10 protein-coding genes and 3 pseudogenes are annotated in these 16,007 nt (G+C 58.6%); 6 read left to right on the forward strand and 7 right to left on the reverse strand.

Features of this window, described 5'->3' with window-relative positions; all coding sequences use genetic code 11:
* Positions 1–16: 16 nt before the first annotated feature.
* A complete protein-coding gene (gene putA, locus AC2FPW_RS21715; RefSeq protein ID WP_496815352.1) occupies positions 17–3,415 on the reverse strand; it encodes a bifunctional proline dehydrogenase/L-glutamate gamma-semialdehyde dehydrogenase PutA in 3,399 nt (1,132 codons plus the stop codon).
* A 108-nt stretch (positions 3,416–3,523) separates the two neighbouring features.
* Here putA and AC2FPW_RS21720 point away from each other — a divergent pair, with 108 nt between their 5' ends.
* The 4 genes and pseudogenes from AC2FPW_RS21720 to AC2FPW_RS21735 all read left to right on the forward strand — a co-directional run.
* Complete coding sequence (locus tag AC2FPW_RS21720; protein WP_480482166.1) at positions 3,524–4,006, forward strand: Lrp/AsnC family transcriptional regulator; 483 nt, start codon at positions 3,524–3,526, stop codon at positions 4,004–4,006.
* Between the two features lie 30 nt (positions 4,007–4,036).
* Positions 4,037–4,603, forward strand: coding sequence for a tetratricopeptide repeat protein (locus AC2FPW_RS21725; RefSeq protein WP_496815353.1), 567 nt, complete (start codon positions 4,037–4,039; stop codon positions 4,601–4,603).
* Between the two features lie 113 nt (positions 4,604–4,716).
* Positions 4,717–5,169 (forward strand): annotated as a pseudogene (locus AC2FPW_RS21730) (integrase core domain-containing protein); the annotation flags it as partial.
* 37 nt (positions 5,170–5,206) lie between these two features.
* Positions 5,207–5,377, forward strand: a pseudogene (locus tag AC2FPW_RS21735) (hypothetical protein); the annotation flags it as partial.
* Positions 5,378–5,382: 5 nt separating this feature from the next.
* On the opposite strand, the gene AC2FPW_RS21740 reads toward AC2FPW_RS21735, so the two are convergent.
* Together AC2FPW_RS21740 and gph are read right to left on the reverse strand one after the other, a co-directional pair.
* A complete protein-coding gene (locus AC2FPW_RS21740) occupies positions 5,383–7,086 on the reverse strand; it encodes a SulP family inorganic anion transporter (RefSeq protein ID WP_496815354.1) in 1,704 nt (567 codons plus the stop codon).
* Between the two features lie 327 nt (positions 7,087–7,413).
* Positions 7,414–8,091: a phosphoglycolate phosphatase gene (gene gph / locus AC2FPW_RS21745; RefSeq protein ID WP_496815355.1), complete on the reverse strand. Its 678-nt coding sequence runs from the start codon at positions 8,089–8,091 to the stop codon at positions 7,414–7,416.
* A 199-nt stretch (positions 8,092–8,290) separates the two neighbouring features.
* Between gph and hemP the strand changes: the two genes are divergently transcribed.
* Positions 8,291–8,458 carry a hemin uptake protein HemP gene (gene hemP, locus AC2FPW_RS21750; protein WP_209504713.1) on the forward strand — a complete coding sequence of 56 codons (168 nt, stop codon included), beginning with the start codon at positions 8,291–8,293 and terminating at the stop codon, positions 8,456–8,458.
* A complete protein-coding gene (locus AC2FPW_RS21755; RefSeq protein WP_496815357.1) occupies positions 8,455–8,931 on the forward strand; it encodes a hypothetical protein in 477 nt (158 codons plus the stop codon). Before hemP ends, AC2FPW_RS21755 begins: the two co-directional genes overlap by 4 nt.
* A 49-nt stretch (positions 8,932–8,980) precedes the next feature.
* Here the strand turns inward: AC2FPW_RS21755 and AC2FPW_RS21760 are convergent, their stop codons facing one another.
* The 4 genes and pseudogenes from AC2FPW_RS21760 to AC2FPW_RS21775 form a co-directional block, all read right to left on the reverse strand.
* Positions 8,981–12,046, reverse strand: coding sequence for an aminotransferase class III-fold pyridoxal phosphate-dependent enzyme (locus AC2FPW_RS21760; protein WP_496815358.1), 3,066 nt, complete (start codon positions 12,044–12,046; stop codon positions 8,981–8,983).
* Between the two features lie 107 nt (positions 12,047–12,153).
* Positions 12,154–13,032, reverse strand: a pseudogene (locus AC2FPW_RS21765) (NAD(P)-dependent oxidoreductase); the annotation flags it as partial.
* 95 nt (positions 13,033–13,127) lie between these two features.
* Positions 13,128–13,517 (reverse strand): Cu(I)-responsive transcriptional regulator, encoded by a 390-nt coding sequence (gene cueR / locus AC2FPW_RS21770; protein WP_480557736.1) that lies wholly within the window; start codon positions 13,515–13,517, stop codon positions 13,128–13,130.
* Positions 13,514–15,982 (reverse strand): heavy metal translocating P-type ATPase, encoded by a 2,469-nt coding sequence (locus AC2FPW_RS21775; protein WP_496815359.1) that lies wholly within the window; start codon positions 15,980–15,982, stop codon positions 13,514–13,516. Before AC2FPW_RS21775 ends, cueR begins: the two co-directional genes overlap by 4 nt.
* Between the last annotated feature and the right edge of the window lie 25 nt (positions 15,983–16,007).

Genomic DNA, 16,007 nt, shown 5'->3' on the forward strand with positions numbered 1-16,007 from the left:
CAGCGTCAAGGCAAGCTTACGCCGCACCTCCCAACAACGCAGCGTTTCCGCCAGCTGCGGTCGTATCGACACACACATGGCGCTCACCCAACACACGCGCGCGGTCGGGTCTGCCGGGAATCAGGGGCAAAATGGGGCCGTCCCGGCGGGCCAGATGCTGTTCGATCTGGTGCGCGGTTTCAGCGTCGCCCCACCAAAGGACACCAGAGATACCGGTCAGGTTCTCCAACCGATGAAGGTCAAGCATTCCGGTTGCCTGAATAGCCGTTCCGCCTAGCGCCTGTACGGCGTCAGCCTGCGCGCGGGCTGCTGCTTCTCCCGGCCCCATGCACAGAATAGGCGCGCGGGGATATTCGCTTAGCCGGTTCGATTCTCCGGTTGGGCCGGGCAGAGAACGGGTCCGGATTGGGGCAGGTTGGCCTTGAGGGGCAGGTAGGTCTGCCAAATGCTCCCAGGTTTCTGTCGTGATTTGCCGATCCGGTGCACAAAACCGGGCCATGTAATTCGGGCCGCCCGCCTTCGGGCCGGTGCCTGACAGCCCTTCACCGCCAAAAGGTTGGGAGCCAACGATGGCACCGATCTGGTTGCGGTTTACATAGATGTTTCCGGCATGGATTGCTTCGGTCACATGCTGCACCCGGTCGTCGATCCGGGTTTGCAGGCCAAAGGTCAGCCCGTATCCGGTTGCGTTGATATCCGCGATGACCTTGTCGATTTCCTGCGCTTTGAACCGTGCCACGTGCAACACGGGGCCGAAAATCTCGCGCTCCAGCGCGGCGATGCCCGAGATTTCGATCAGCGTGGGGGCAACAAAGATGCCTTCTGTCGGCGGAGGCAGCTCTTTCAGAACGCGCCCTTCGGCCCGTGCAATAGCGACGTGATCGGCGATGACCTGCCGGGCCTGCGCGTCGATCACCGGGCCGCAATCGGTAGAGATCAGCCACGGATCACCGATGCGCAGGGCATCCATTGCCCCTTTGAGCATGGTTAGGACGTCATTTGCGATATCCTCTTGCAGGTACAGGCATCGCAGTGCGGAACACCGCTGGCCTGCGGATTGAAAGGCACTTTCAATGATCGATTGCACGGCCTGTTCGGGAAGTGCGGTGCTGTCAACGATCATGGCGTTCAGGCCGCCAGTTTCTGCGATCAGCGGCGTGCCGGGGCGCATGGACGCAGCCATTGCCGACCGGATTCTGAGAGCGGTCGTTGTCGAGCCGGTGAAGGCCACGCCCGAGACGCGCGCATCCGATGTCAGCGCCGCACCTACGGCAGGGCCACCCGGCAGCAATTGCAGCGCGTCGCGCGGCACACCAGCCTCATGCAGCAATTGAATGGCGCGGTGCGCAATCAGGGGTGTTTGCGGCGCAGGCTTGGCCAAAACGGCGTTCCCGGTCGCCAAAGCAGCTGATATCTGACCAGAGAAAATCGCCAGCGGGAAGTTCCAAGGGCTGATGCAGGTGAATACGCCCGCGGGCTCGGCATCAGGTATGTTGGCGGCGTAGTAGCGCAGGAAATCCACCGCCTCACGCAGTTCCGCCACGGCGTCAGGCAGCGATTTGCCAGCCTCGCGCGCCAGCAGGGCGAACAATTCGCCGTAGTGTGTTTCATAAAGATCGGCTGCGGAGTTCAGGATGCGGGCACGTTCGGCTGCCGGGGCCTGCCATGGCTTTGCCGAAGCCAGCGCCAGTTCCACATCTGCGTCACTTGCCGAGGCGACCGCACCTGGTTTGTCGGCAGGATTTGCCGGGTTGACTACCGGCTCATCCGCCCGGGGTTTTGCAGCGTCAGCCAGCAAGGGCTGTGCATACCAGTGATACGCACGGAACTGGTCCCGCGCTGCATCAACCTTGTCCAGCGTCGGAGTGTGGTGAAGATCGAATCCCATGGAATTGGGACGATCCGGCTGGAACAGTTCGGGGCCGGTGGGCAAAGGGGGTGGGGGCGTTTGAACAGTAACAAACGGATCTGCGGCAACCACTTCCGGCGGGACGTTTTCGTCGACAATCTGGTTGACGAAGGATGAGTTTGCCCCGTTTTCCAGCAGACGCCGCACAAGGTAGGCCAGCAAGTCACGATGCGCACCAACCGGTGCGTAGATGCGACAGCGCGTTTTCTGCCTGTTCATCACAAGCTGATGCAATGTCTCGCCCATGCCATGCAGGCGCTGGAACTCAAAAGGCTGACCTTCGGCCATGTGCAGGATGGCGCTGACTGTATGGGCGTTGTGGGTGGCGAATTGCGGATAGATCCGGTTTGTCATGCCCAGCAATTTGCGCGCATTGGCGATATAGGACACGTCCGTGACCGCCTTGTGCGTGAAGACGGGAAAGCCATCCACGCCTTCGACCTGCGCGCGTTTGATCTCGGTGTCCCAATAGGCGCCTTTGACCAGACGCACCATCAGCTTGCGATCGTGGCGTTCAGCCATGTCATAAAGCGTGTCCAGAACCAGCGAAGCGCGTGGCCCATAGGCCTGAACCACGATGCCGAACCCCTCCCAGCCGGCCAGAGCCGGATCGGACATCACCGCCTCAATCACCTGCAATGACAAAGACAGGCGATCCGCCTCTTCGGCGTCGACGTTTAGCCCCATGCCAGCGGCCTTGGCCAAAAGGGCCAGCGCCCGCAGGCGCGGGACCAGTTCATCCATCACCCGCTTTTCTTGTGCCAGTTCATAGCGGGGGTGCAGGGCCGACAACTTGACCGAAATGCCGGGGTTTGCGCGGATATCATCATGGGTGCAGGCTTCGGCGATGGCCGAGATGGCGCGTGAATACGACAGGTGATAACGCGCGGCGTCCGCCTCGGTTCGCGCGGCCTCTCCCAGCATGTCGTAAGAGTAGGTATAACCCTTGCTTTCCATCCCGCGCGCGCGTTCCATCGCAGCGTGAATGGATTCACCCAACACGAATTGCCGCCCCATTTCCTTCATCGCCCGCGACACGGCGGTACGGATCACGGGTTCCCCCAATCGCTTGATGGCCCCGCGCAGGGCGCCAACAGGCGAGGTCTTGCCTTCGTCCAGAACCTTGCCCGTCAGCATCAGTGCCCAGGTTGAGGCGTTCACCAAGGATGAAGACGAGTGCCCAAGATGCTTACCCCAATCCGAAGGGGCGATTTTGTCTTCAATCAACGCGTCAATCGTGTCGGCATCCGGCACGCGCAACAGCGCCTCGGCCAGGCACATCAGGGCGACGCCTTCGTCGGTGGACAGGCCGTATTCGGCCAAAAACACCTCCATCAACCCCGGAGACGTGCTGGATCGGATGTCGCGCACAAGCTGCGCGGCAGCGGCGCAGATGGCGCCGCGGTCTGTGGCGCTCAGGCTGGCCTGAGAGATCAGGGTTTCAAGGATCGCCGACTGGTCAGCATAGGTTGAGGTGTCGATTAATGTACGCAGGGTATGAGACATGGGTCCTCCGGTCTTTGTGCCAATATACTTGCGAAAACTCAGGACAATCGCCTGAGTTTGCGATAACTGAAGGTGGAACACCTGAAATTTCGCCAGAAGGCAGCGCAAATGAACTTTCCCGACCTGGACCGGTTTGACCGGTCGATTCTGAGAATTCTGGCCGAGGATGGGCGCATTTCGGTCGCCGATCTTGCACGCGAAATCGGTCTGTCGAAATCACCGACACAGGCGCGCCTGAAACGGCTTGAAGCAAGCGGGGTGATCAAGGGATACCGGGCGATGCTGGATCCGATCAGACTGGGGTTGGACCACGTTGCCTTTGTCGAGGTGCGTCTGACCGATACCCGCGAAAAGGCACTGGCCGAGTTCAACGCGGCTGTCCGAAAAACTGCCGAGGTCGAGCAAGCCCATATGATCGCTTCGAATTTCGACTATTTGTTGAAGGTCCGCACAGCCACGATGTCAGAGTATCGTCGTGTTCTGGCCGAAAAGATTTCATCCTTGCCGCATGTCGCCAGCACCTCGACCTTTGTGGCGATGGAGGCGGTTAAGGAAACCGGCAGTTTGGGTGGGTTCGAGCATCAGGCTTGACGTATCGGGATTACGAGCCATCCTTGGTACATGACACACGCTTTCCTCGCTGCTCTAGCTGTTGTTGCCTTGTCCTGCGCGGCGCACGCCCAGTCCTGCCCTGATGCTCCGGATCATTCAGAAGGTGTGGATGCGCTAATCAATCAGGTTCAGAAGGCAGAATCGCAAAGTGATGCGCGCGCTATTTCCAACCGGATGTGGGAGCTTTGGACCGATGCGCCAGATGCGCGTGCACAAGGCTTGCTGGACCGAGGAATGGCGCGGCGGGAGGCCTGGGATTTACCGGGCGCGTTGGACGAGCTTGACCAGCTTGTCGAATACTGCCCGAACTACGCCGAAGGCTACAATCAGCGTGCGTTTGTGAACTATCTCCGACAAGACTTCGCTGCTGCCTTGCAGGATCTGAATGTCACGATCGAGTTGTCGCCGAACCATATAGGTGCGCTGAGCGGGCGCGCCTTGTCACTGTTGGGTCTGAAGCGCCTTGACGACGCGCGCGCGGCACTTGCCGAAGCGCTAGAACTTAACCCATGGCTGTCAGAGCGGGCATTGTTGGAACCCGGCGGTCTTTTGGAACCGCCCGGTCAAGATATCTGACTCCGGGTTTTCGAAAGAACCGCAATGGGAAACCGAACCTATTTGCAAGCAAACTGGTCGTGTTGGACCCACCCGAGTTGTTCACTGGCTATCCAATGGCATGACTTCTGGCTGATGGGCGCGTCTATCGAACGCTGAGCATCATTGGCGAATACACCAGTGAGGCGCTGATGATCCGTGTCGATCGCAAGTTCAACTCAACCGATGCGCTGAATGCATTGGCTGACCTGTTCATCCTCCGCGGCCCGCCGGAATACATAAGATCCGACAATGGGCCGGGATATATCGCCCAGAAGCTGCGAGGGTGGATCACAGCTGTCGGGGCGAAGACGGCTTAGATCGAGCCGGGATCACCCTAGGAGAACGGCCATTGCATAAGCTTCAACGCCCGGTTCCGGGATGAGCTGCTCAACGGTGAAATCTTCTACAGCCTAAGAAAGGCGCAAATCCTGATTGAGCAATGTCGTGTCCACTATCACTCCGTCAGGCCGCACAGCGCGTTAGGCTACCGCTGGCCTGCGCCCGAAAGCATCGTCCCGATAGACCAGAGGCCCAAGGTGCAGTAACAAACAAACCGGACCACCCGATAGGGGCACGCCGCCGAAGGCGCTGAAGGCGGGAATGCTGACCCTTTTTGAATATCCTGCCGAACACAATGTGGGCCACTTGTACAAAGCCAAACCCGATTTGGCGGCGCATTGCAAATGCCGTGATCCGACCAACTCTTTCAATCCGAGGGTCGGGAATATGTCCAAGGCGCGAACCTACCGGTGACTATGTCAGATGGGATTTGGGCGCGTGTGATAGGCATCCAGCAGAGCTTTGCCGTTTTCATAGAACGCAGTTTCGCCAACCAGTTCTGTTACACCGTAGCGATCCAACTCGGCTTTCACGTCTGGCTCGACCAGCGTGAAAACCAGCCGTATCCCCTTGGATTGCAGGAAATTGGCGATACTGCGCAACGTGAACCCGGCTGTGAAATCGACAACGTCAATTGCCGAGGCGTCGATGCAGAACCATGTCAGTTTTCCGTCTGCGTTCTGAACGATTGTTGTGACTTCTTCGGTGAATATCTGCATGTTCGCGTAGTACATACCGTGGGAAAACCGGTAGATTACCAGACCTGGCTCGAATTGGTTTGGTGCTTCCAATCCCTTTGAACGCCAGCCACCAGACTCGGTGCGCAATACTACCGAATTCTTTGGGTGGTATCCCCGGCGCGTGTGGTCGACCAGAGACAGGACCATGGCAAAAATGACGCCTTGCTCGACACCAACCAGAACAACCACGGTGGCGGTTGCCGTGGCAACCCAGAACTCGGACCGGGCCTGCCTGTAAATTGTTGCCATTCCGTGCAGGTCGATCAGCTTGAGACCGATCAGGAAAACGATGGCCGAAAGTGCTGCTGTGGGAAGATAGGCTAAAGGCTTGGTCAGAAACAGGATAACCAACAGGACTATTACCACTGTTGTCAGTTGCGCCACCTGGCTGCGCCCTCCGGCGCTGGCGACCATCTCGGTCTTTGTGGGGCTGCCATTGACCACGAATGTCCCCGTAAATGCGGCTCCGAAATTCGCAAGACCCAGTCCGATCAGGTCCGTGTTTTCGTTGAAAGTCTCATCATATCTCGAGGCGTATGCCCGCGATGTGGCGGCGCTTTGTGCCAGAATAACAACGAAGATGGACAAGGCCGTGGGGAGCAATTGTTTGAACAAGGTCCAGCTCCACTGCACGTCCGGGATCGAGAACGAGGGCAAACCGCCGGCAACCTCTCCCAACACCGAGATTCCGGAAGTGTTGAATGAAAAGGCCCAACTGCACAGGATCACCCCGACAATGGCAACCAACGGCCCCGGGATTTTGCGCGACAGTCTTGTGCATCCCAGGATAATGCCCAACACGGCTGATGTGACGATCACGGTTGGCCAGTTGAGTTTGGATATGTTGAAGTAAACGTCCTTCAACCTTGCAAGTGTTCCGTGCCCAGCGGATTCGATGCCCAACAATCCGGGGATTTGGCCCGTTGCAACCTGAATGCCCACGCCGGTCAGAAAGCCGACCAATACCGTTCTGGACAGAAAATCAGCCAGAAACCCCAGCCCGATGACACGCGCGGCAATCAAAAGCATAGCAGCCATAAGCGCCAGCAAGGACGCCAGTGCCAGATACTCAGACGTTCCGGACATCGCCAAGCCCGCCAGTCCCGAGGCGGTGATGGCTGCTGTCGCCGAATCGGCGCCGACAACAAGGTGTCGGGACGATCCGAACAGCGCAAACAGAGCCATGGGAATCAGGATCGTATACAGCCCGGACATGACCGGAGTGCCGGCGATTTTGGTGTAACCCATGACTTCGGGGATCGCGAGGCACGCAAAACTCAGACCAGCCAGCATTTCCGCCGGAAGGCGCGCGCGGTCAACAGGCAGAATGCCCTGCAGGATTTGCAGACGCGCCGCTCTCTGATTTCTGTCCTGTTTTTCCATGGGTTACCCTATACCCATTCAACCAGCGAACCGAATGTTCGAACCGTCAGGCTATCTTATAGGCAAATTATCACAGGTAAATTGGGTGGTCTGACGTGCCGCTTTTTCCAGTTTTTCAGTTATTTTCGCCGAACTACGGGAATCCCCCAATTTCGCAAACTGCCGATCAGGGGTAAACATGACTTACCGTACTTACCACACACAAACACGGTATTTACTTTCCCCGATGAGGGGCTGGTCACACCCCCTCGGCCGGCCCCTCTTAACTTTTAGGGGTTCGCGAAGGCCCAAGTCATTCGTTTTATGACTCGTGTCGAGTGAACTTACTTAGTTTTGGATCAATTTGGTCACGAGTGTCGGCAGTGTTTCCGACGCACTGTAAGCAACGGTGTGCGGTATATTGGCCACCGGGGTTTTGCGGTACCCTTCCGTGAACAGCAGAAACGGTATCCTGGCGTTTACAGCTGTTTCTGCGTCGACCTCGCTGTCGCCGACATACAAGCGTGTACCCGAGGTCCCAAGTGCTTTGAAGCTTTCCAGCAGGTGGCCCGGATCCGGTTTGCGAATTGGCAATGTATCACCGCCGAAAACAACGTCGAAGAACCGGGATAGGTTGAGCGCCTCCAGCACGTGGCGTGCGGGTGCTTCGGGTTTGTTGGTGCAGATACCAAGAACGCAACCCATCTGTTTCAGTGTTTCCAGGGCTTCGGGAACTCCGGGATAAGGCACTGTCGTTGCACTGACCGCCGCATTGTAATGCTTCAGTGTCTGTTGCGTCAGTTCCGTGTGGCGGTCCATGGGCAAATCACAGTGTCGGATCAGACGCTCGACCAGTTTGGGAAGGCCATTGCCAACAAACCCTCTAATCACATCAACGGGCACAGGATCGTGACCCAAACCGTTCAGCGTTTTATTGGCCGCTGCTGCCAGGTCCCCGACGCTGTCGACCAACGTTCCATCCAGATCAAAAACAACTGCTGCGGTCACGTTTTTCTTGCCTTTCAATACCCGCCCCAAGTCTTAACCCGTCGTTTTCAGGGGCGCAATCGGCTCAATGATGCTTGATTTGAAACAGCGCTTGACATTCCTTACTAAAATAATCAGATTTAATGACAGGAACGGAAAGCCAACCCTCTCGGGTCAGCCAGATAAAACGAAACGCAACAGGTATGGCACCATGCCGACTCGCTCTGGAGATGCCCCGATGAACGTACAGAACCCGACCCCAACCCAAGGTTATGCTGTCTCGATGTTGCCTGCGCACAAGGCCGAGGATTTGACCAAAGGTGGCCACCTGGCCCATATCGAGTTGGGCGACCAATTGTATACCCTGCGCATCACCCGTGCAGGTAAACTGATCCTGACGAAATGAGCGCGCATTCAATGCGCGGCGGTGCCGCGGTCGGCCGTCTGGCGGATCTTGAGCCAGTCGAAGCGGGTGCGGTGATTTATTTGCGGATGTGGAGCCAGGGTGAAAGTGGTCGCGCTGATGTCGCGAGCGATTTTTGCATAGCGCTGGGATCAGATTATGGGCGTGCCGCCATGCTGACGCTGGATCGTCTGTGTTCGCTTTGCGCAACGCATTGTCGACGTCCGTTAATCAGGCACGGTCTGGGGTGTGCATGTTTGGGCGCGGATGAGAATTGTTTTGCCCAAATGGTTGCGGCTGCATCTGAAGGGGCACGCGAAGATGCGATGATGATGGCGTCACTGATCGTGCGCCCGGATTTTGCGCCTGCTCTGGCATCCCTGTCGGAGGAACTGGGCCTGACGCTCCGGCGTATGACAACGGGAAATGCGATTCCGACGACAGGTCACGATACCCCCACTGCCGTTTTGCATTGACTGTGCTTGCAGGACGGTCAAACCCCGGCAAAGCGCCGGGGTCAATCCTTCAGCAGCACCCGCATCCCGCATGGTGATGGTCGTGATCGCAAACCGGAGCAGGGGAGAAGTCACCGACCTCGGACAGCACGTCCCTTAGCGCCCACAGGATCATGTCCACATCCTCGGCCTCAATCGTCAGCGGTGGGCGGATTTTCAGGATGTTGTCCTTTGGTCCCTCACTGCCGATCAGAATTCGGTGATCGCGCATCCGATTTTTGACATAGCTGCAAATCTCGGTTCCTTCGGTTCCGTCGGGATTGATCAGCTCAACACCCAGAAACAGTCCCATGCCCCGTACATCGCCAACGCAACCAAAGTCGGCTTCGATCTGGCGCAGCCCCGCCATCAGGCGCTCACCCATCTGACGTGCATTGTCCTGTAGGCCCTCGTCATCGACAATGTCCAATACCTCTTTACCGATCCGGCAAGACAGCGTCGATCCGCCAAAGGTCGAGAAGAATTCGATCCCGTTATTGAAGCTGTCGGCAATCGCCCGCGTTGTCACCAGCACACCCAGAGGGTGCCCGTTACCAATGGGTTTACCCATCACCACGATATCAGGAAGCGCGCCCTGATGTTCAAATCCAAAGTAATACTCACCCAGGCGACCCAGACCGGTCTGCACCTCATCTGCTATGCAGACACCCCCGGCGGCACGGATTTTTTCATAAACCGCTGGCAGGTAACCTTTGGGCGGAATGATTTGTCCACCGACAGACGGGAAAGTTTCGGCGATGAACCCGGCCAGACCCTGACCCCGGTCCTGCAAGGCAGCAATGGCCGGGTCCACAAGATCAGCAAATTTCTGCGCCCGATCCGCATCGCCACGCTTGAACGAACCGCGATAGTCGTCTGCAACTTCAACCAGTTCAACCCAGTCGGCTTTCCCGATGCCGCCCGGTTTGTTGAACTTGTAGGCCGATATCGCCACAGCCGCATTCGTATTGCCGTGATAGCCATGGTCTGGCGTCACGATCCCCTTGGCCCCGGTATGGGCACGGGCAAGCCGCAGGGCCAGTTCGTTGGCTTCAGTTCCGGAATTGACGAAGAAGCAGACCTCGAAGTGATCGGGCAATTTGGACAGGATCTTGTCAGCAAAAGCTGTCTGTGCCGGATGCAGGTAGCGGGTATTTGAGTTCATCCGCTTCAACTGATCCGCAGCCACTGCCTGAATACGGGGATGCGCATGACCCACATGAGGGACGTTGTTATAGGCGTCCAGATAGGGGCGGCCCCATTCGTCAAACAGGTGATGTTTCCACCCGCGTACCAGCATGACAGGGTCATCATAAGTCAGCGACAGGTTGCCACCAAAGTGATCGCGGCGGCCCTGCAGGATCGCCTGCTTGTCGGTGGGTTGGTAGAACACCTTGTCATCCGGCAGGTTCAGCAAGGCCGCCGGGTTCGGGCAAACCGCGTGCCATAGCTCCATCTCATCCGGGTCGCCGACACCGGGCCAATCCGCTTCCATGCCATTGGTTGTCAGCGCCAGCTGGAAATGCACATGCGGGGCCCATCCGCCATTCTGGCTGGCGTCGCCCAATCGGGCAAACGCTGCCCCTTGTGCCACCGGATCACCGGGTTTCAACCGGTCACAGCATTCCGGGTCCAGATGACCATAGAGTGTATAGAACGGATCGCCCTCGGGCGTTTCATGGTGCAGGATAATTACCCCTCCGTAATCGAGGTGCTGATCTCGATTCTCGACCACCTCGACCCGCCCGCTCATTGGCGCGTGCAGCACCGTCCCTGCGGGTGCAAACACATCCACCGCCAGATGCACTGTTCGCCGGTCCGAGGCTTTCCATGGCCCTTTGCGAAATCCTGGCTCGGCATAGATCAGGCGGGGTTCGTTGTAATAGCCCAGCCACAGCCCTTCGCCGTATTCTTCGCCAACACGTGCGGCCTCGGCCAATGGCATGTGGAAAGGGTTCTGGGGCCACACGCAATTCTCGACTGACAACGACCCCATCGGAGTATCGCTTAGGTCCTGACCGAACATCTGGGAAAACCGGCCGCGATGTCCTTGCAGATACGCATGGATGCGTTCTGCGCCGTCCACGACCGGCAGCCCGCACGCTGCCCGAAGACGCGCAGACATCAGCCCGCCATTGACGGATGCATTCTCAAGAAACCGCCACGCAGGTGCCTGAGAGATTGTCACATATGGGTCGTCCGGGTTTTCGACTGCCATCAGGGTCGAGTTGAGGACAGACACTGCCAATCGCATCCGCAGCAGCGGCCAGATCAGGTCGATCTCCTCGGCTTGCAGCCGGTTTGCGGCATGGTATCCCCGCACAAGGGCAGTCAATGCCCGCTCGGGTCTGGCATGATCTAGCACCACATAGGCCCCGGCGATCGCAAGATCACAGACGCGCGGTGCCGCACACATGTCACCCAGATCAATCAGGCCGGAAACCTGCCTCCGCTCACCCAATTCACCTTCAACAAGAATGTTATAGTCATTGGCATCGTTGTGAATGGCCTGTTTCGGCAGGCGCCCCAGCCTATCCGTGATCGCCGTGAATTCGTTGCAGATATCCCGAAGCAACGCCCGACGCGCGGGATCGCTGATAGCGCCCAGCTTGTCACTGATCCAACCCGCTTGCGCCAGGTCCCATTTGAAATCCGGGCGGTGCAAAGCTTCATGCTGAAACCCCTCCAGAGCGCGATCCGTTGCGCCCAGAACACGACCCAATTTCAGGATCAGTTCTTCGGATTTCGGGTTCGCTTTTGCATAGCAAAGCCCGGGCAGGCGTTCCTGTAACCACACCAGCCGCGACTTCCCTTCGGAATCGGAAATTTCCGGCAACATTGCGCCGTTCAACGCCGAGAACACCTTTGGAAACGGCAACCCGGGAGCTTCCGAGGCGATATGCGCAAGTGCTTCGATCTGAAGATCTACCAGACCCGCATCGCACCCCGCGCGCATGACCTTCAGCACATAGTCCTGGCCATTTGTGGCTTGCGCCAGAAAGTTCAGATCATATTCGCCATCCAGCCGAGTCAACCGTGCGTCCAGTCCCCAGTTTTGGCGCAGCGCGTCTGCCCAGAAGTTCACCAAATCGCTCATGTCTTTCTCCGTCCCGCTCATCCGGGATCCTCTTCATCTGGCCGAAAATATCCTCGGGGGTGAATTGGCCCAAAGGGACAAGAGGGGGCAGACAGCCCCCCGACCCCTTAATCCAAGGCACGCAAACGTTTGAACAGCGATGACGTGTCCCATCGTCCGCCGCCCAGTTTCTGCACGTCCTTGTAGAACTGATCGACCAGAGCGGTCACCGGCAGAGACGCGCCGGTTTCATTGGCCGTATCCAGACAAATCCCCAGATCCTTGCGCATCCAGTCCACAGCAAAGCCATGTTCGAACTGATCATTCAGCATGGTTTCATACCGGTTTGACATCTGCCAGCTGCCAGCCGCACCCTGGCTGATCACCTCAACAACGGCCTTCCCGTCCAGGCCCGCTTTTTCGGCAAAGTGCAAGGCTTCGCTGAGACCCTGAACCAGACCGGCAATCGCGATCTGGTTGCACATCTTGGTCATCTGGCCCGCGCCGCTGGCTCCGAGTCGACGGCAGATTTTGGAATAGACATTCATCACCGGCTCAGCCGCATCATAAGCTGCCTGATCACCGCCACACATTATCGAGAGAACGCCGTTTTCAGCACCTGCCTGACCTCCCGAAACAGGGGCGTCTACAAAAGCGATACCCTGAGATTGGCCAGCAGCGTAAAGCTCGCGCGTGACCTTTGCTGAAACTGTCGTGTGGTCTACAAAAATGGCCCCGTCGGACATGCCCTGAAACGCGCCATCCTCTCCGGTGCAAACCGCGCGAAGGTCGTCGTCATTGCCGACGCAGGCCATGACAAACTCAGCATCCTTGACGGCGCCTTTCGGAGTGGTCGCCATTGCGCCGCCATGCTGCGCGACCCAGGCCTCGGCCTTGGTGGTCGTGCGGTTGTAAACGGTGACGTCATGGCCTGCGGCTTGCAGATGTCCGGCCATGGGATAGCCCATGACACCAAGGCCAAGGAACGCGACTTTTGCCATTTTGTGATCCTCTCCGCTGTTCGGTCGGCTTTAGCGAAACAGGCCTGACCGAAATCTCTGGCGAAGACAAAGCAAAGCTGCGCCCAAAGGGCAACCCCAAGTCAGCCTTTCCCGCCCAGATCTCGCAGGATTGGGCAATCGGGCCGGTCGTCCCCCGCGCAGGCCTCGATCAGATGGCTCAGCGTATCGCGCATGGCGTTCAGGTCAGCGATCTTGGTTTCGATCTGAACAAGATGATCGCGTGCAACCTGTTTCACGTCGGCACTGGCACGGGTTTCATCTTCGTAGAGTGCCAGCAGGGTCCGGCAATCCTCGATGGTGAACCCAAGCGCCCGGGCGCGGCCCAGAAAGTTCAGCTTGTGCACGTCCTGGTCGCGAAACCGGCGATAGCCATTGTCGTCGCGCATTGGTTTGATCAGGTTGATGTCCTCATAATACCGGATCGTCTTGGCGGGCAGGCCGGTGCGCGTGGAAACATCTCCGATATTCATGCGCGCACCTCTTTGGTGGCCGTACCTGAGGCTTCCGGCACGCTAGCGCGAATACGGCGCAGGCGCAGCGCATTCGAGACCACAAAGACGCTCGACAGTGCCATTGCACCAGCTGCCAGCGCCGGGGACAGCAGATAGCCGCCAAACGGGTACAGCGCACCGGCAGCCACCGGTATCAGAAGGACATTGTATCCGAAGGCCCAGCCCAAATTCTGGCGAATATTCCTCATTGTCCGGCGGCTGATCTCGGTCGCATTCGCGACGCCCCGCAAATCACCGGACATGAGGACAACGTCGGCTGTTTCGATGGCCACATCCGTGCCGGTTCCAATGGCGATGCCGATATCAGCCGCCGCCAGAGCGGGGGCGTCGTTGATCCCGTCACCGACAAAGGCCAGCACTCCGAACCGGTCCCTTAAGGCCGTGATTGCGTCTACCTTGCCATCAGGCAGTACCTCGGCAGTGACATGATCAATCCCCAGCCGGTCGGCCAGAGCCCGCGCCGTGCGTGCGTTGTCACCCGTGATCATGGCCACGGTCAAACCCATCTGGTGCAACCGTTCCAGCGCTTCCACTGTGCCGGGCTTGATCGGGTCGGAAACGGACAAAGTGGCCGCTGCCTGCCCATCCAGAGCGACGAACAGAGGGGTTGCCCCCTGTGCGGCACGGGCTTCTGCCTCATCCGCCAGGGCTCCAAGGGTGATCCCACGCTGCTGCATCAACCGGTGCGAACCGATCAACACGTCGCGGCCTTCAACCAACCCTTGCAGGCCAAGCCCGGTAAGCGAACGGACATCCGATACCTCTGGCAGTGTCGCGGGCCCCGCGCGGGTGATGGCGGATCCGATCGGGTGTTCCGACCGTGCCTCAAGGGCTGCGGACAGCCGCAGAACCTCCTCCCGGTCAAATCCTTTCGCCGTTGTCACGCTGTCCAGTTCTGGGCGCCCCAGCGTCAGGGTTCCGGTCTTGTCCAACGCAATGACGCGCGCCTGTTGAAGCTGTTGCAACGCATCCCCCTTGCGGAACAAAACCCCGAGTTCTGCCGCACGCCCGGTGCCCACCATGATCGAGGTTGGGGTCGCCAACCCCATAGCGCAGGGGCAGGCGATGATCAGAACTGAAACACCTGCGACAAGCGCCAGGGGAAGGGCCGGGCTGGGGCCGAAGATCAGCCAGAGCGCGACAGTGATCACCGCAACAGCGATGACCGCAGGAACAAAGCGATAGGTGATCCGATCCACCAACCCCTGGATCGGCAGCTTCGCGCCCTGCGCCTGCTGCACCATACGAATGATCTGTGCCAGAGCCGTGTCGCCGCCGACGCGGGTGGCGCTTACCCGTAAAGCGCCGGTGCCATTCACGGTGCCGCCGACAACAGGCGCGCCTGCCGACTTGCCAACAGGCACTGGTTCGCCCGTGATCATGCTTTCATCGACGTAAGAGGTGCCTTCAAGCACTTCGGCATCCACCGGTACACGCTCGCCGGGGCGGATGTGCAGGATATCTCCGACAACAATTTCGGCGATTGGCCGGTCCTGTATCTGTCCATCCAGTTCAACCCGCGCGGTTTTTGGTTGCAAACCCACCAGTTTTCGGATCGCAGCACCTGTTTTGCCTTTGGCGCGCGCCTCCATCAACCGGCCGAGAAGGATCAGAACCACGATCACCGCGGCCGCTTCGAAATAGACATTGGCTGTACCTTGCGGCAGCAGGCCGGGCGCGAATGTGGCCGTGACCGAATACAGATAAGCCGCGCCGGTCCCAAGCGCTACCAACGCGTTCATGTCCGGCGTGCCCTGCAACAGCGACGGGATTCCTTTGCGGTAAAACACACGGCCCGGTCCGATCAGCAAAGCCGAGGTCAGGGCAAATTGAATCAAGTGGCTTGTCTGTGTTCCAATGGTCGCCTGTATCCAATGGTGGAAGGCGGGGATCATGTGCCCGCCCATCTCAAGAATGAATACGGGCAGGGCCAGTGCCGCTGCCAGTATTGTGGAACGGACCAGCCGCTGAATTTCGTCGTCTTCCCGGCTTTCTGGTTCCGCAACGCCTTGGATACGCGCGGGGTATCCAATTCCGGTAACAACCTGAGCCAGCGCCTCGGGCGTAGTTGCAGCTGTGGCGTAAGTCACCGTAGCCGTCCGAGTTGCCAGATTGACCTGCGCTTCGATCACGCCAACGGTGGAAGCCAACGCGCGCTCGATCTTGCCAACGCAGGATGCGCAGTTCATGCCCTCGACACTCAGATCTGCATGGCTTGTTTCAGCCGGATAGCCAGCTGCATCCAGCGCCGTTGTCAGAGCCGAAACCGGCCCGTCAAATTCCACCTGCGCCGTTTTGGTCGCGAAATTGACCGAGGCCGCATCAACACCAGACACATCACGCAGTGCAGCCTCGACACGGCCCACGCAGGATGCGCATCCCATGCCGGTGATTTTCACTTCTGTCAGTGCTTTTTGCGCCATGCGACTCATCCCACGTGGTTGTCTG

This window comes from Ruegeria sp. SATB027 (assembly GCF_059613825.1).